Genomic DNA, 17,760 nt, shown 5'->3' with positions numbered 1-17,760 from the left:
ATGTAATTACTATATAGATGTCATGAAGATGGCTGAACCAAGAGCATGATTAGGTGCAAGTTGGATTGGATTCTCCATTTGGTGTGATGTTAGTAAGTGAATTTCAGATATACCATACTGATTGGCTTGTCGTAATAGAATGATGTGATTTTTACCTATCGTGATTGTACATGTTTCTTCGGTTTTAACGCTCATTGCTTCTCCGATGAAAGGGGTGTATTTAGACATCCAAGCCTCTAGATCAGGTACATCGATTACTAGTTTATGTATACCAAGTGCACCATTACGATGAGTGACTTCTTCTGTTGTGCAGGTCACTGCTGGCTCATAATCACTCATGAAAAATGGAAGACGCGGTTCTCGTGGAACTGCCGTCCACCAAGTCTGCTTTTGTCCAGTAGCTAATGTTTTACTCATGTTTATGGTTTTGCCCAGTTTCGCACCTTGCTGCTTGATGTAGTTGATGTTTATCATAGCTTGTGCAGGATTGATGCTATCGAGCGCATAATCATTTAAGCCCTCCGGGCTGTTCAGGTAATAGAGGAAACGATTGACCATTGCTGGATGAAATGGCCGCAGAAGCTGAAATACGGTTGTGAGAAGCGAATCAGGGAGGTTGATGGGCTTGGGGTTAAACAATTCAAGAAACGAGCCATCCTGCAAATAGATGAGCGCATTATGTGCCTTGGCGGGGTCTGTTCGGTAAGTTACGGTGAAACCGAGTGCACGAAAATTTTCCACAGCTTGTTCCAACCGTCGGGTTTGTATTAAAACATGTCCAATTGCGAAACGATTCATTGTTTCTCCTCCTTTGCTTTGTTTGAATTATTTTGTGTTTCCAATAAACTAGTCCAGCCTGCATACAAAAAAGGGATAAGGAGCTGCATGTATTCAAATGCTTCTTCACGATTCATTCTGGATACAACGATTTCCAGTACTTGTCGGTAACTTTGTTTAACAAGAATGGAGAGTAGATGAGCTGGTGGACTATGTTGCAGAATGTTTAATTGTGATAGTTTATGGATGTAGGCTTGGGTAGACGAGAGGTCAAGTTCCATTAAAGAGTCGATATAATGCTCTTTGTTTGAGCCATTGGAACCGTTTATTAATAGGTCAAATATGTCGAATCGATCGTATATAAAATCAACAATCTGCAGCATACCTTTTTGCATAGACTCATACTCCAAAACTGTTTCGTTGTATTCCAGCAGTTGTAATTGGTAACTGGATATCTCTTCAAAATAAGCGCTAATTTCATCCGCAGTTGGCTTAACCACAGCTTCAAACAATGCATTTTTGTCAGGGAAATATCGGTAAATGGCGCCAGTAGTCATGCTTGCTTTTTGTGCTATAGAGCGCATGCTGGCACCGAGGAATCCTTTTTCCAAAAATTCAGATTTGGCGCAGGACAGCAGCTTCTGTTCCGTCATTTCAGCTTTGGTCGTTGCGATGGGAGGCACCTCCTTAAAATTAATAAAATAACACTGTTATTTTATCGTACAATCTATATTTTGCCAAGCAAGTGGTCTGGGATGGATTACGGTATATTAAATGGCTGCTTTACATAAGTCCCTTCAAGTTTGGGGATGATATGGTTTAGATTAAACTAGTTAAATTGAAACTGGAGGGAACTTACATGTCAGATCATCCAATACAAGGTCTAATGGAAACCGCAATGGAAAATATCAAAGGTATGGTTGATGTGAATACCATTGTTGGTGACGCAGTTGAAACACCTGATGGCACCGTAATTTTACCAATAAGCCGGGTTGGATTCGGTTTTGCGGCAGGCGGTAGTGATTTTAACGTGAATGTGGATAAACATAAAGAGAATTCAGGAACTACTGCGGAACACGCTAGCTCAGCCAAAGTCTCCTCTCCATTCGGTGGAGGTAGCGGGGGTGGTGTGTCCATTCGTCCGATCGCTTTCCTGGTGGTAGGGAAACAGGGGGTTCATATTGTACCACTTGATAATTCGACGCATCTGTTTGAGAAATTAATCGATTCAACGCCATACGTTATGGATCGAATTCAAGAGATGTTTCGTCGTAACCCGGCGACGAGTACAGTCCAAGACCAAACTCCGAATCACAATCCTGATCCATCTACTTACAGCTAAAATGAAGGATGTAATAGATCCCTTCCGCTACTCAAGCGAGAGGGATTTTTTTGTTGTTTTGCAACACTGGGACATACTTCAGGTTGTCCAGACATAAAGTAGTACAAGATTCCAAGTGACCCGGAGGAATGGTTGAATGAAAATGTTAACGAAAGTCATTGCGAGTGTCCTGATTCCGTTATTCCTGTTGTCTTCAGTTGGTATTGCCGATGCATCTGGAACGATTCCAAGCCCATCGACTCATGCTCAGAGTGCAGCATTAATTGATGTGACGTCTGGGCGGATTTTGTACAGCAAAGATGGGGATCAAGAGTTGCGTATTGCCAGTTTGACCAAGATCATGACAGCGATCGTTGCTATTGAACATGGGAATCTACAAGATAAGGTGAAGGTGACAGCTTCATCGTTTGCGAAGGAAGGATCATCGCTGTATCTCAAACTTGGTGAAGAGATGACCCTGGAGAACATGTTGTATGGACTCATGTTACGTTCTGGTAATGATGCAGCCTCGGCTATTGCCGAGCATGTAGGTGGCTCAGAGGAAGGCTTTGTGCTTCTGATGAATAAGAAGGCAGAGGAGATCGGGTTAACGCGTTCACACTTCATGAATCCTCATGGCTTGGATGCCGAGGGACATTATTCAACGGCGAATGATCTGGCACGTTTAACGGCTTATGCGCTCCATAATCCTGTGTTCAAGCGAATCGTCGCAACAGAGGACAAATCGGCACCGAATCCAAATGAAAGCTGGGAATACTCATGGCACAACAAAAATAAAATGCTGCGATTGTATGAAGGCGCTGACGGGGTTAAGACCGGTTATACAAAAAAAGCCTTTAGGTGCCTGGTAAGCTCTGCAACGAGAGACGGGCAACAGCTAGCGGCTGTAACGCTAAACGATGGAGACGATTGGAACGATCATGCACGTATGCTGGATTTCGGATTTGAGAACTTTCCCTTGAGGGAGATCGCCAAAAAAGAACAGCCTGTGGCGAATACCTCCGTCGTTACAGGACGTGGATTCCAATATCCACTGGCTGAGAGCGAGGTAGCCTCGATCAGCAAGAAGCTGATTCTAACAGCTAATCGTAGCCAAAATGATTCGCAAAATAATAGTGTATCGAATGATCATTCATTTGGGCTAGCTGGTCGCATTGAGATGCAACTGGATGGAAAGTTGATTGGCACCATTCCTGTTTATCACAAAGGAAGTTATATTCCTCCCCAACCTGAAATGCAAGAAGCTGCATTTGCTGGGATAGGTGAAATTACAACTTGGGCAGCCGCATGGCGTGCCGTGATAAGTCACTTGTTGTCCCTTAAAGGAGGTTTCCTGGTTGATTAATCTAATTTGGCTACTAATGATTGTAATTGGATTTGTTTTTGCAGCAGTGAACGGAAAAATTGAAGTGGTCACACAAGCGGCCTTTGATGGGCGGCTACAGGAGTTACGGTATGTTTTGGTCTAATCAGTGTGCTTGTATTTTGGATGGGCATGATGAAAATAGGTGAGGATGCTGGACTGCTTAGCAAAATTGCTAAGCTTCTTGGTCCAGTTGTAGCTTTTTTATTTCCTGACGTGCCTCGCAATCATCCAGCCATGGGCTACATCTTATCCAATATGAGTGCGAACCTGTTGGGTCTAGGGAATGCTGCTACACCAATGGGGATTAAGGCAATGCAACAGCTACAGGAACTCAACCCCGATAAACAGACGGCATCCCCAGCAATGTGTACATTACTCGCGTTAAATACGGCAAGTATTACGTTGATTCCTACGACGCTTATCGCGATTCGGTTGAATTATCAATCCGCCAATGCAACAGAGATTGTGGGAACAACGCTAATTGCGACAATTATAGCCACACTGGCAGCCATTATGGCAGATCGCTGGTACAGAAATAGAACGCTGAACAAACCGCCACGTATCGTGAAAAACGGCACTCCTGGCATGAAAGGATGAGAAACCTTGCTAACCTTCGTCAACTGGATCTCTGTCTGGGCCATTCCGGTTATTATCGCGTTTGTTCCATTATATGCGTTTACCAAGAAGGTTCCGGTCTATGAATCCTTCGTTGATGGGGCAAAAGAGGGGTTCTCCACTGCGATTAGCATTATTCCTCATCTCGTGGGAATGATGGTTGCGATAAGTGTATTTCGTGCGTCTGGTGCACTGGATTTTGTGATTAGTCTGTTCGCACCACTCGTATCCTGGATGGGTGTACCAGGAGAAGTCCTGCCACTGGGGATTCTCCGTCCTCTGACAGGGACAGGCTCTCTAGCCTTTACAACCGATCTAATCAAAACCTACGGCCCCGACTCGATGATCGGGCGTATGGCCTCTACAATCCAAGGAAGCACGGATACAACGCTTTATGTACTGACCGTATATTTTGGTGCAGTAGGCATCCGGAACGGTCGTTATGCGCTCAAAGTCGGTCTGTTTTCAGATGTGGTGGGCTTCATCGCAGCACTTGTTATCTGCTTGATCGTTTTTGGATAAGTTTCATTTCAATGTCTTCTATAAATATAGTTAACCAAGTGGCTTTCTTCTTCCGATATACTAGATATGCTAGAATGGATAGCGGGAGGAGAGTCGCACATGCATAAAAGATGGAAAAAGGTACTTCAGTTCGCGTTGTCAGGCGTGATGGCGGTAGGTTTGCTAACTGGACAAATGGGTATGGCCGATGCTCAGGCAGTTAACACGATACATTTTACTGGATACTTCGATAAACAGTTACGAGACAAGTTTGCGGTTACCGCAGATTCCTTTCCAGTCGTTAACGTTCGCTTAGTCAAGCAGGATGAACCAGATGTGGTTTATTATGATGTGGGGACTTCCATTCTGATATCCAAGGATGAAGTGCTTACGAATTATCATGTCGTTCAGGAATATGCGGAGCTTGCGAAGGGGGATGAGGGAACATTAACCGTTGCCAGTCCAGGCGAGCTAAAGCGTCCGATCAAAGCCAAAATTGTGAAGACAGATCCGGTAACGGATATGGCGCTGCTGAAGCTGGACGAAGAAATAAATGCACAGCCGGTGACATTTGCAAATGCGAGGGATAATCAACTGGTCTATACGATCGGTTTTCCCAAAAACCCAGACGGGGATTTAGTTATCCTTGATGAAGAATTCCCTGCTACATACAATACAATTGCCAAAAGTCGGGTTTCGAGCCCTGATGCTACCGATGTACCAGGTCGAAAAGGTATTGGCAGTATTGTAAAATCTATGGCACAAGGTAACTCTGGTGGGCCTGTATTGGATCAAAACAATCAAGTCATTGGCATGATGACTTTTGTCTACGGATCAAGAACGTACTTCATTACATCACAAACTCTGCAAGACTTTATTAAAGGCAGTGCAACACATGCGAGAAAGCCAGTTGTTGTTGCAGGCAAAGTATCCAATTAATTTAATTGTACTTATGAGTTCTAAAAGTAGATCGGACTAATGCCTATAGTTGCACGCGGCTCATCCTTCTTTTTCTGGAAACAGAGATAGGAAGGGTGAGTTTTTTTGAGTTAAAAGTGATTTGATTAGTACTCCAAACAGCTAAATCAAGCCTCTGTTTACATTTTCCTTGGATTATCCTTGTGATTTCCCTCCTTGATGGGTATCATTAGTGTGAGGTGACATGACAAACATGGAAAGATTACAAAAAATTATTGCTCAAGCTGGCATTGCATCCCGTCGCAAAAGCGAGGAATTGATCCAGTCTGGCAAGGTAGAAGTCAATGGGGAGGTCGTGACCGAACTCGGCACGAAAGCGAACCCTGAAGAGGATATCATTACGGTAAACGGGAAGCCAATCCGCAGTGAGAAAAAAGTGTACTTGCTTATGAACAAACCAAAAGGTGTTATTACAAGTGCATCTGACCCAGAGGGACGGAAAATTGTTTCCGATTACCTTAAAGGGGTCAAAGAACGTGTGTATCCAGTAGGAAGACTGGACTATGATACGGAAGGTTTATTGATTCTTACCAATGACGGCGAGTTTGCACATTTGCTGACGCATCCTAAGCACCATGTACCCAAAACGTATTTGGCAACAGTCAAAGGCGTCCCGCATGGATCAGCTCTAGAGAAACTAAAGACAGGGATTATGCTAGACGACGGTATGACTGCTCCAGCTGAGGTTGAATACAAGGATGTAGACACTGCGAGCAATGAAGCTGTTATTTCCATCACCATTTACGAAGGACGCAATCGTCAGGTTAGACGGATGTTTGAAGCGATTAACCATCCGGTAACTCGCTTGAAACGTATTGCATTTGGTGGGATTTTGCTACAAAACCTGAAACGAGGACTGACTCGCAATCTATCTAAAGAAGAAGTCAATAACCTTATTCAGCTTGCAAAATCGGAACCAGCCAGAAAAATGAAAAAAAGGTAATGTAAGGACACATAATTTTCATAAAACTGCCGCAATTTTGTGACGGAATTCGCTATAATTGTTCATAGGATGTTCACAGATATCTGGAACAGTTACGATTGCGAATAATCTATATAAATTGGACTAAACATTTACACGAGTGGCACATGTGTGAGCATTCTTTAGTTCAATTTATATAGTCACCTTAAAAAGGAGAGCCGTACATGGGGAAATCAAGAAGACCGGTGCAGATCGTCATTTTGTTTTTGATCCTGGTGTTGGGCGGTTATGCGATTAGTACATCCGTATCCGGCTCAAATGGCAAGCCAAAAGAAGGAGATCAAGCACCTTCTTTTGAACTGCTGGGCTTGGATGGTCAAGTGCATACGTCTGAGGAATACAAGGGTAAGGCACTAGTCATCAATTTCTGGGGCACTTGGTGTGAGCCTTGTGTGAAGGAGATGCCTGCTCTTCAAGCACAAGCTGACAAGTGGAAAGATCAGGGTGTTCAATTTATAGGTATCAATGTAGGGGAAGATCAGATGACCGTAGAGCATTTTGTAAAGCAGGTTGGTGTGACATTCCCGATAATGCTCGATCGTGATAAAAATTCAGTTCGAGACTATGGAATATCTCCGATGCCGACTACATTCTTCGTGTCAAATACGGGCAAAATTTCTACCATTCACATTGGTCAACTAGATTTAGGCACACTTGACGCTCAAATTTCACAACTGGCTAAACAGCCCTGAACGGAGGTCTAGTCGTGTTTCAAAACACAAAATGTGAGTGTGGACACCAAAATCCAGTAGGCACAGTGCTGTGTGAAGCCTGTGGTAAGCCGCTGCTTGAAGCTGAGGCCAAATCGGATGAAGTGCTTGAAATGCGTTACGATGGAATGGCTCGACGTTCACAGCGCAGCAATCCTAATATCATTGATAAAATATGGAACTTTTTCTCATCTGTAAAAATTGCTGTGTACATGATTGTGCTTACGCTACTTGGATCTATACTTGGGACAATCTATCCTCAAGAAAGTACGTTTCTAAATATTGACCCTTCCGTGTACTACAAAGAGACGTATGGGCAATTAGGTCATATCTATTATCTACTGGGCTTATCCCATACATACGAATCCTGGTGGTTTATACTTTTACTTGTGTTGATCGGTGCCTCACTAGTCATATGCAGCCTCGACCGAGTACTCCCACTTTACAAAGCGCTGAATAAGCAGAAAATCCGAAAGCATATGCAGTTTCTTACCCGGCAACGTCTGGTCTACCAAGGTACAATTGAGGGTGATTCTGCAGATTGGATTAAGAAAGCGGTTACGCCGCTCAAAAAGAAGGGGTACCGCGTACATACCGAAGGTGATGCATTACTTGCTGAGAAACAGCGATTCAGCCGGTGGGGGCCTTATGTCATCCACATTGGACTTATCATATTTTTACTAGCTGTGCTTGCTCGGGGCTTACCGGGACTGAATCTGGATGAACATGTGGCGTTTCCTGAAGGCGAGATTAAGAAGATTCCGAATACATCTATGTATCTGAAGAATGAACAATTTAATGTAGAGTTCTACAGTGAGGAAGAGATAACGGAACAATTTCGTAATTTGAACCGGATGGTTCCGAAGCTCTTTGAGACCAAAGTTGTACTGTATGAATGTACTGCTGATTGTTCGGACTTAACCAAAAAACCTCAGTTGGCTGAGGTTGCAAGACATGATGTGCGAGTGAATCATCCACTGAACTATAACGGGCTGAAGGCATATCAGTTTGATTACGATCTAACCCCGACCATTCGATCGGTGACTCCTGACTTGGTTAATGCTCAGACAGGTGAGAAAATTGGGGAACTGCAGATTGATATGGTGGATACACAGCCAAGCTTCCAAGTTGGTCCATACACGTTAGAGGTCAAAAATAAATTTATGGACTTTGCTTTGGATGCGCAAGGTAAACCCACTTCAAAGTCGCCCTCACCCAATGCGCCGGCCTTCTTATTCTTGATTACCGGCCCAGAGTTGCCTGAAGGGGGCATTCAGTATTTATATTTTGCCAAGCAGATTGACAAAGAGCGTTTTCAACAAGATGCGATCAACAAACAGCTCTCTGGCGATCCAATCCCTTTTCAGCTAGAAGTGGATAGCATGGATAAAGTAGACATCATTCAATCGGTAAGTTATCTCAATATCCGAATTGATAAGGCGATGCCTTTTGTCTGGGTAGGGGCTGGAATTGTCATGTTGGGTCTGATTATGGGCTTCTACTGGCATCACCGCCGTATATGGATTCGTATTGATGATGGTCATCTTACGCTTGGAGGTCATACCAACAAAAATTGGTTTGGCTTTAGGCGCGAGGTTGCAACTGTGCTAAAACAGATGAATGTGGAAGTAGATGAGAAGTCGTTGGATAACGGGGGAACCAAGCATGAGTTTATTGGATTTCAGCAGCGACGCATTTATTGTATCTTTTTTTCTCTATAGTGCAGCGTTTATGTTATATGGTGTGGCGGTTATGGGCAAAAAGTGGAGTAATCGTGATCCTCAGGCTCATGTTGAAAAATGGGGCAAGAGAGCCTTTATTGCCTCAACGATAGCCCTTGCAGCGCATCTTATCTTTTTCTTCACCCGGTGGGCAGGTGCAGGACACATTCCTGTAAGCAATATGTATGAATTCATGAGCTTTTTATCGATGATGATTATGGTGGCTTTCATCGTGGTCTATGCCATTTATCGTAAGACATTGATTGGACTTTTCGCGTTACCACTTACCATTATTATTATGGCGTATGCAGCCGTATTTCCACAGGAAGTACAACCACTTATTCCTGCGCTACAATCCATTTGGTTGAAAATTCATGTCACCTTGGCAGCACTAGGTGAAGCCTTCTTTGCAGTGGGCTTTGCGGCAGGGTTTATGTATCTGCTACGTACCGTTGATTTTAGTGGCAAGGATAAATCCTCTAGACGTCAGCGTGGATGGGTCGAATTCACACTGATCACGATTGTGGTTGTCATTGGATTTATCGGTACCGTATTTGCTTTTCGTGCGTCTGGGTATGAAGCGGTGTTCGTCAAAGAAACAGCTAGCATTGACACAGAGGTACAGGGAAATAGTACAATAGAGAAAGTGATTTATCGCATGCCTCCTATTTTTGCACCGTATCAGAGTGAGGTAGAGAGCATAAAACCGTTTCTTGGCATGAAAGAACCGTTACTTGAGACACCATCTTGGATGAACGGGGTAAATGCTGGACGTAAGCTGAACACCGTAGTTTGGTCTGTCATTGTTGGTTTGATCCTTTATGGCATTATTCGTTTAATTGTAAGAAGACCACTTGGACAAGTCCTGCAACCCGCACTAGATGGTATTGATGCTGATGATCTGGATGAGATTAGTTATCGAGCTATTGCCATTGGTTTTCCGATTTTTACGTTGGGCGCGTTGATATTTGCTATGATATGGGCTCAGATTGCTTGGAGTCGTTTCTGGGGCTGGGATCCGAAGGAAGTCTGGGCATTAATAACGTGGCTTTATTATAGTGTATACTTACATTTACGTTTATCTCGAGGATGGCAGGGACGGAAATCTGCTTGGTTAGCAGTGTTAGGCTTCTTGGTTGTGATGTTTACATTGGTTGGTGTCAATCTGATCATCGCAGGGCTGCACTCTTATGCTGGGGCAGATTAAGGCGGTTGTTTCATAACGTTCTGGAGAGAAACCCATGAAACACAGGTGTGAGCCCTCACGGTAAAAGTGGGCATTCAAATATTGTTCGCCAGATCGAACATAATAGAAGTGACGAGCAGTTATTGCAAAGGGGCTGGAGTTGGAATGGCAGAGCATGAGAATCGAATTCTCGTTGTGGATGATGAAGAACGAATCCGCAGACTTTTGAAAATGTATCTTGAAAAAGAAGGCTACGAAATTGATGAGGCAGAGGACGGAGAGACCGCTCTTCGGAAGGCTACAGCAGGAGATTATGGACTGATCCTGCTGGATGTCATGCTGCCAGGAATGGATGGCGTTGAAGTATGCACGCGACTACGTCAGGTTAAATCCACTCCTGTATTGATGCTGACAGCAAAAGGTGAGGAAATTAATCGGGTTCAGGGCTTTGAAGTTGGAGCTGATGATTATGTGGTCAAGCCATTTAGTCCACGCGAAGTGATATACCGAGTTAAGGCGATATTACGTCGTTCATCTGCAACAGCGTACTTATCCAAAGAGAGTAACTCAAGCAACAACATCGTATTCCCACACTTGGTTATTGAACATGATGCTCATCGGGTAACAGCAGGCGGCGAAGAGATTAGTCTTACGCCAAAAGAATATGAGCTGTTGCATTATTTGGCTACTTCTCCAGATAAGGTTTTTTCCAGAGAAGAGCTTCTCAAAGATGTTTGGAATTATGAATTTTTCGGTGATCTCCGTACTGTAGATACTCATGTTAAGCGTCTTCGTGAAAAATTAAACAAGGTTTCGCCTGAATCGGCGGCGATGATTACGACAGTTTGGGGTGTGGGCTATAAACTGGAAGTACCGAAATAGTTTTGCGTTCTGGAGATCGCTCGTTGGCAAGTTATGGATTACGATTATTTTCCTTGTGGGCTGTGTACTCATAGCGCTGGGGCTTTTTTTGCTGCCTTACATTGATACCAATTTTGCTGAATCTGAGTCGAGGGATATCAAGAGATTATTTACGTATGTCTGTATTATCGGCTTCAGTCTGACGACATTCTTTGCGTTATTTCTCTTTACTAAAATCACTCAGCCAATGCAGCAATTAATCCAAGCAGCTAACTCCATCCGAAAAGGAAATTATGATACCCGTCTATCACTCGTGACAAGTGATGAAATTGGTGAATTGGCAAACACCTTCAACCATATGGCTGCACAGTTGGAAGATAATATCCGGAATCTGAATCATGAAAAAGAGCATCTAGCTAGTGTGCTCCGAAGCATGACAGATGCAGTAGTTACGTTTGATGGTGAAGGTAAAGTAATTCTAACCAATCCTCCAGGCGAGAAGATTATGCAGGTTTGGTGCGACCTAGATTGGTCACAAGCGGATACGGATGATACATCTGAACGAGCAAGTGCTTCTCGGGATGTACCAGAACCGCTCATTCCTCTGTTCAAGCTCGTTATGGAGCGAGGCGGAGATCAAAGTTCCAACGTTCACGTTCAACAAGGAGTTTGGTCTGTTCAGATGACGCCGCTATATGCGGATAGCGTGATACGAGGAGCTGTTGCTGTCCTTCGTGACGTGACAGAGGAAGTCCGCCTGGAGAAGATGCGTCGGGACTTTGTTGCGAATGTGTCTCATGAAATACGTACGCCTTTATCTATGATGCAGGGCTACAGTGAAGCGCTTTTGGATGGTATGGCAGCATCTCCAGAAGAGAGCGAAGAATTGATTCAGGTTATTCATGACGAGTCTCTTCGTATGGGAAGATTGGTTAAAGACCTATTGGATCTGGCAAGAATGGAAGCAGGTCATACAGATATGGCGATGAGAGAAGTGGATCTGGTGGAAGTACTTGAACGAGTTTATCGCAAATTCTCGGTACGTTCCAAAGAACAAGGGATCACGCTGCACCTGGACTGTGCACAATCATCCATCAAGCTGCATCACGCAGATGAGGATCGACTTGAGCAGGTCTTCACCAATCTATTAGACAATGCCTTTCGACATACCCCTACGAATAGAAACGTTATAATCACGGCAAAGCTTGTAACAGATAGTCGAATTCCTGCAGCCAAAATCTCGATCAAGGACGAGGGAGTAGGCATCCCAACATCGGATTTACCATTCATTTTTGAACGGTTCTACAAAGCCGATAAAGCTCGTGTTCGTGGGAAAGTGTAGGCACGGGTCTGGGACTTGCTATTGTGAAAAACATTGTAGATGCTCATCATGGAACGATACAGGTGAATAGCATTCTTGGCGAAGGAACCGAATTTATGATGCAGTTTCCTGTTGATTCTCCGAAATAGATTTATTTTATACAAAAAGTGCGAAGACATCCTCCTGTGGAGGGTGTTTTTTTGTTGAAGTCTACCGTTTAATCTTGTTCAACGTGGAACAAATGATGTCAATTTATTGAGCAAAACATGTGTCCAAGATAATTTTCCTTCCACAAGCTCATATGCTTGAAAAACAAGATCATTTGAAGGAGGAGTGAAATACGCATGTCCGATCGACGCAAAAGAGTAAATATTAAAGCATTTTTGGAAGGCAGATCATTTAGAGCAGGTTCTCCATTCATACCAATCACCGAAAGTGAAAGGGAACAGTTTGAAGCGATCTTGCGAACCCTTGCTATCAGTATTCCAGCGGCTATTAGTCAACCTACGGCATCGAATATAAGTACATTACAAACTGGATTGAAGAATTTGCTTGCCTTTGTCAATGACTCAGGATTCCGTGCTGGAGTAAAGGCGGAACTTCAAGCGGTGTTAGAGTTAAGTATTGCTGGTTCGGAAGTGGTTCCGGTTGCTTTGATCAATCTGGCAGGGAATCTACAAAATCTGCTAGATGACTTGTTAAGTGTAACTTTACTGTTGGAAATCGCTCCGGCAGAAAAAGATAAACTGGTAATATTGATTCGCTCCATATCCGTGTCACTTAGCAGAGCAACAACAACATTTGGCTCATCAGGAATTACAGGGCCAGCTGGGCCTCAGGGAGCACCAGGTGTACCGGGAGTGCCGGGTGTTCCAGGCGTACCTGGACCAGCTGGGCCTCCAGGAAATAATGGACCTGCGGGAGTAGCTGGACCTGCCGGTCCAATCGGACCACAGGGAGTTCAAGGAATTCAAGGGCCACCGGGACCGGCAGGCGCTCCGGGGACTGGTTTTAACAATATCACCGTTTTTGATCCGGCACTCGCTCCATCGTATGCCCAAGGTCAAGTCGTTAGTTTTAATGGGAGTATTTACGTTGTTGGAGTAAATGGCCCGAGTGGAGTTCCAGGCAGTTCGCCAGACTATACCTTGTTGCTGTTGGCTGGAACAACAGGCGCAACAGGTGCGACGGGGGTTGGGCTGTCTGGTTCGGTTCCCTTTGATCCAGCATCTGCTCCTTCGTATGCGGCAGGTCAAGTGGTCACGTTTAATGGCAGTACCTATATATCAAGTGTAGCAGATCCATTGGGCACACCAGGGACATCTTCAGACTACACTTTGCTTGCAGGTGCAGGAACAACAGGTGCAACTGGAGCAACGGGTATAGGGCTTGATGGTGCACTTGCCTTTGATCCAGCTCAGGCGCCGACGTATCCGGCTGGTCAGATAGTGACATATAACGGTAGTACGTATATTACAAATGTAGCTTCGCCTACAGGAACACCAGACACATCGCCAGATTATACGTTATTAGCCGGTTCAGGTCCTACTGGTGCAACGGGTGTGACAGGAACTACAGGCGTAGGACTAAGTGGGATTTTGCCGTTTGACCCAGCGGTGGCACCAACGTATCCAGCGAGTCAAGTGGTTACATTTAACGGAAGTACGTATGTTACAAACGTAGCATCGCCAACGGGAACACCGGGCACGTCACCGGACTACACGTTGTTAGCGAGTGCAGGTGTAACGGGTGTTACAGGGTCGACTGGCGCCACAGGTTCAGGTGCGACAGGGGCAACAGGTGGCACGGGAGCAACGGGCGTAGGACTAAGTGGGATTTTGCCGTTTGATCCGGCGGTGGCACCAACGTATCCAGCGGGTCAAGTGGTTACATTTAACGGAAGTACGTATGTTACAAACGTGGCTTCACCAACGGGAACACCGAGCACATCGCCAGATTACACGTTGTTAGCAAGTGCAGGTGTAACAGGGGTAACGGGGTCGACTGGCGCCACAGGTTCAGGTACGACAGGGGCAACAGGTGGCACGGGAGCAACGGGCGTAGGACTAAGTGGGATTTTGCCGTTTGATCCAGCGGTGGCACCAACGTATCCAGCGGGTCAAGTGGTTACATTTAACGGAAGTACGTACGTTGCAAACGTGGCTTCACCAACGGGCACACCAGGAACGTCACCGGATTACACGTTGTTAGCGAGTGCAGGTGTAACGGGTGTTACAGGGTCGACTGGCGCCACAGGTTCAGGTGCGACAGGGGCAACAGGTGGCACGGGAGCAACCGGCGTAGGACTGAGTGGGATTTTGCCGTTTGATCCGGCGGTGGCACCAACGTATCCAGCGGGTCAAGTGGTTACATTTAACGGAAGTACGTATGTTACAAACGTAGCGTCGCCAACGGGCACACCGGGCACATCGCCAGATTACACGTTGTTGGCGAGTGCAGGGGCTACTGGGTTAACAGGTGTAGCTGGAGTGACAGGAGCAACTGGCGTTGGTACAACGGGCGCAACAGGTTTAACGGGAGCGACAGGCGTAGGCGTAACAGGATCAACAGGAGGAACCGGAGCCACAGGCGTGGGCATAACGGGAACTACAGGGGCGACAGGTTTCACTGGGGCCACAGGTGCAGGCTTGACGGGCATTGTGGCATTCGACCCAGCGGTAGCACCGACGTATCCAGCAGGTCAGGTTGTTACGTTTAACGGAAGTACGTACGTTGCAAATGTGGCATCCCCAACCGGAACACCGGGCACGTCAGCGGACTATACCTTATTGGCAAGTGCAGGAGCTACTGGGATAACTGGAATCACAGGAGCAACTGGCGTTGGTACAACGGGTGCAACTGGTTTAACAGGAGCGACTGGTGCAGGTCTGACGGGCATTGTGGCATTCGACCCAGCGGTGGCACCGACGTATCCAGCGGGTCAGGTCGTTACATTTAACGGAAGTACGTACGTTGCAAACGTGGCTTCACCAACGGGCACACCGGGCACGTCACCGGACTACACCTTATTGGCGAGTGCAGGGGCTACTGGGGTAACTGGAATCACAGGAACAACTGGCGTTGGTACAACGGGCGCAACTGGTTTAACAGGAGCGACAGGCACAGGTTTGACGGGCATAGTAGCATTCGACCCAGCCGTGGCACCAACGTATCCAGCGGGTCAAGTTGTTACGTTTAATGGGAGTACGTACGTTGCGAATGTGGCATCTCCAACGGGCACACCGGGCACGTCACCGGACTATACCTTATTGGCAAGTGCAGGGGCTACTGGGGTAACAGGTGTAGCTGGAGTGACAGGAGCAACGGGAGTAAGCGTAACAGGTGCAACCGGCGCGACAGGTGCAGGCTTAACGGGCATTGTGGCATTTGACCCAGCGGTGGCACCGACATATCCAGCGGGTCAGGTCGTTACGTTTAATGGCAGCACGTATGTTGCGAATGTGGCATCTCCAACGGGCACACCGGGCACGTCACCGGACTATACCTTATTGGCAAGTGCAGGGGCTACTGGGGTAACAGGTGTAGCTGGAGTGACAGGAGCAACTGGCGTTGGTACAACGGGCGCAACAGGTTTAACGGGAGCGACAGGCGTAGGCGTAACAGGATCAACAGGAGGAACCGGAGCCACAGGCGTGGGCATAACGGGAACTACAGGGGCGACAGGTTTCACTGGAGCCACAGGTGCAGGTTTGACGGGCATAGTGGCATTCGACCCAGCGGTAGCACCGACGTATCCAGCCGGTCAGGTCGTTACGTTTAATGGCAGCACGTATGTTGCGAATGTGGCATCGCCAACGGGCACGCCGGGCACATCGCCAGACTACACGTTGTTAGCGAGTGCGGGAGCCACTGGGGTAACAGGCGTAGCTGGAGCCACAGGATCGACTGGAATTGGAGTGACGGGCGCGACTGGTTTAACGGGCGCGACAGGCGCAGGGTTGACGGGCATTGTGGCATTTGACCCAGCGGTGGCACCAACATATCCAGCGGGTCAGGTCGTTACGTTTAACGGTAGTACGTATGTTACAAACGTAGCTTCACCAACGGGAACACCGGGCACATCGCCAGATTACACGTTGTTGGCGAGTGCAGGAGCTACTGGGGTAACAGGTGTAGCTGGAATTACAGGAGCAACTGGAGTAGGCGTGACGGGTGCGACTGGTTTAACAGGAGCGACAGGTGCAGGCTTGACGGGCATTGTGGCATTCGACCCAGCGGTAGCACCGACGTATCCAGCCGGTCAGGTCGTTACGTTTAATGGCAGCACGTATGTTGCGAATGTGGCATCGCCAACGGGCACGCCGGGCACGTCACCGGATTACACGTTGTTAGCAAGTGCGGGAGCCACTGGGGTAACAGGCGTAGCTGGAGCCACAGGATCGACTGGAATTGGAGTGACGGGTGCAACAGGTTTAACGGGCGCGACAGGCGTAGGCGTAACAGGATCAACAGGAGGAACCGGAGCCACAGGCGTGGGCATAACGGGAACTACAGGGGCGACAGGTTTCACTGGAGCCACAGGTGCAGGTTTAACGGGCATTGTGGCATTTGACCCAGCGGTGGCACCGACATATCCAGCGGGTCAGGTCGTTACGTTTAATGGCAGCACGTATGTTGCGAATGTGGCATCGCCAACGGGCACGCCGGGCACGTCACCGGATTACACGTTGTTAGCAAGTGCGGGAGCCACTGGGGTAACAGGCGTAGCTGGAGCCACAGGATCGACTGGAATTGGAGTGACGGGTGCAACAGGTTTAACGGGCGCGACAGGCGTAGGCGTAACAGGATCAACAGGAGGAACCGGAGCCACAGGCGTGGGCATAACGGGAACTACAGGGTCGACAGGTTTCACTGGAGCCACAGGTGCAGGGTTGACTGGAATTGTAGCATTCGACCCAGCGGTAGCACCGACATATCCGGCGGGTCAGGTCGTTACGTTTAATGGCAGCACGTACGTTGCGAATGTAGCGTCGCCAACGGGCACACCAGGCACGTCACCGGATTACACGTTGTTGGCAGCCGTAGGTGCAACGGGTGTGACCGGAGTGACCGGCGTAGGCATAACGGGAACAACAGGGGCAACGGGTGTCACTGGAGCAACGGGCGTAGGTGTAACAGGTGAAACAGGATCGACAGGTGTGACTGGTGCAACTGGTGTAGGAATAACCGGAGCCACAGGATCCACGGGCGTGACCGGCGCAACCGGTGTGGGGATAACGGGAGCAACAGGGTCGACAGGCGTGACCGGAGCAACAGGTGTAGGAATAACCGGAGCCACAGGATCCGCAGGTGTGACCGGAGCGACAGGTGTAGGTGTAACGGGGGCTACAGGATCCGCAGGTGTGACCGGAGCGACTGGTGTAGGTGTAACGGGGCTAC

General features: G+C 47.2%; 11 protein-coding genes and 4 pseudogenes. 13 read left to right on the top strand and 2 right to left on the bottom strand.

The window, feature by feature from the left end:
- Window positions 1–9: 9 nt before the first annotated feature.
- Window positions 10–798 (bottom strand): VOC family protein, encoded by a 789-nt coding sequence (locus tag DMB88_RS18845; RefSeq protein WP_128102584.1) that lies wholly within the window; start codon window positions 796–798, stop codon window positions 10–12.
- Complete coding sequence (locus DMB88_RS18840) at window positions 795–1,430, bottom strand: TetR/AcrR family transcriptional regulator (RefSeq protein ID WP_128102583.1); 636 nt, start codon at window positions 1,428–1,430, stop codon at window positions 795–797. Before DMB88_RS18840 ends, DMB88_RS18845 begins: the two co-directional genes overlap by 4 nt.
- A 206-nt stretch (window positions 1,431–1,636) precedes the next feature.
- Between DMB88_RS18840 and ytfJ the strand changes: the two genes are divergently transcribed.
- The 13 genes and pseudogenes from ytfJ to DMB88_RS31755 all read left to right on the top strand — a co-directional run.
- Window positions 1,637–2,119 (top strand): GerW family sporulation protein, encoded by a 483-nt coding sequence (ytfJ, locus tag DMB88_RS18835; protein ID WP_128102582.1) that lies wholly within the window; start codon window positions 1,637–1,639, stop codon window positions 2,117–2,119.
- Window positions 2,120–2,255: 136 nt separating this feature from the next.
- Entirely contained in the window at window positions 2,256–3,464 is a 1,209-nt protein-coding gene (locus DMB88_RS18830) for a D-alanyl-D-alanine carboxypeptidase family protein (RefSeq protein WP_128102581.1), read from the top strand.
- Window positions 3,457–4,082, top strand: a pseudogene (locus DMB88_RS18825) (nucleoside recognition domain-containing protein). The gene DMB88_RS18830 and the pseudogene DMB88_RS18825 overlap by 8 nt, the downstream one beginning before the upstream one ends.
- A 6-nt stretch (window positions 4,083–4,088) precedes the next feature.
- The gene (locus tag DMB88_RS18820; RefSeq protein ID WP_128102580.1) at window positions 4,089–4,622 is read left to right on the top strand and encodes a spore maturation protein; all 534 of its coding nucleotides are present in this window, start codon (window positions 4,089–4,091) and stop codon (window positions 4,620–4,622) included.
- A 99-nt stretch (window positions 4,623–4,721) separates the two neighbouring features.
- Window positions 4,722–5,540: a S1 family peptidase gene (locus DMB88_RS18815; RefSeq protein ID WP_164848734.1), complete on the top strand. Its 819-nt coding sequence runs from the start codon at window positions 4,722–4,724 to the stop codon at window positions 5,538–5,540.
- 232 nt (window positions 5,541–5,772) lie between these two features.
- Window positions 5,773–6,522, top strand: a complete 750-nt coding sequence (locus DMB88_RS18810; RefSeq protein WP_128102578.1) for a pseudouridine synthase — start codon at window positions 5,773–5,775, stop codon at window positions 6,520–6,522.
- A gap of 203 nt (window positions 6,523–6,725) precedes the next feature.
- Entirely contained in the window at window positions 6,726–7,253 is a 528-nt protein-coding gene (locus DMB88_RS18805) for a redoxin domain-containing protein (RefSeq protein WP_128102577.1), read from the top strand.
- A 14-nt stretch (window positions 7,254–7,267) separates the two neighbouring features.
- Complete coding sequence (locus DMB88_RS18800) at window positions 7,268–8,992, top strand: cytochrome c biogenesis protein ResB (RefSeq protein ID WP_128102576.1); 1,725 nt, start codon at window positions 7,268–7,270, stop codon at window positions 8,990–8,992.
- Window positions 8,937–10,199, top strand: a complete 1,263-nt coding sequence (ccsA, locus tag DMB88_RS18795) for a cytochrome c biogenesis protein CcsA (protein WP_128102575.1) — start codon at window positions 8,937–8,939, stop codon at window positions 10,197–10,199. The genes DMB88_RS18800 and ccsA overlap by 56 nt, the downstream gene beginning before the upstream one ends.
- Window positions 10,200–10,343: 144 nt before the next feature.
- Window positions 10,344–11,060 (top strand): response regulator transcription factor, encoded by a 717-nt coding sequence (locus tag DMB88_RS18790; protein ID WP_017687664.1) that lies wholly within the window; start codon window positions 10,344–10,346, stop codon window positions 11,058–11,060.
- A gap of 55 nt (window positions 11,061–11,115) precedes the next feature.
- Window positions 11,116–12,509, top strand: a pseudogene (locus tag DMB88_RS18785) (ATP-binding protein).
- A 195-nt stretch (window positions 12,510–12,704) separates the two neighbouring features.
- Window positions 12,705–13,136 (top strand): annotated as a pseudogene (locus DMB88_RS31760) (collagen-like repeat preface domain-containing protein); the annotation flags it as partial.
- Between the two features lie 3,975 nt (window positions 13,137–17,111).
- A pseudogene (locus tag DMB88_RS31755) lies at window positions 17,112–17,741 on the top strand (hypothetical protein); the annotation flags it as partial.
- Between the last annotated feature and the right edge of the window lie 19 nt (window positions 17,742–17,760).

It is taken from the genome of Paenibacillus sp. DCT19, assembly GCF_003268635.1.
GTDB lineage: Bacteria > Bacillota > Bacilli > Paenibacillales > Paenibacillaceae > Paenibacillus.
The sequence above is the reverse complement of the archived record's forward strand: the minus strand, read 5'-3'. Positions and strand labels throughout refer to the sequence as shown.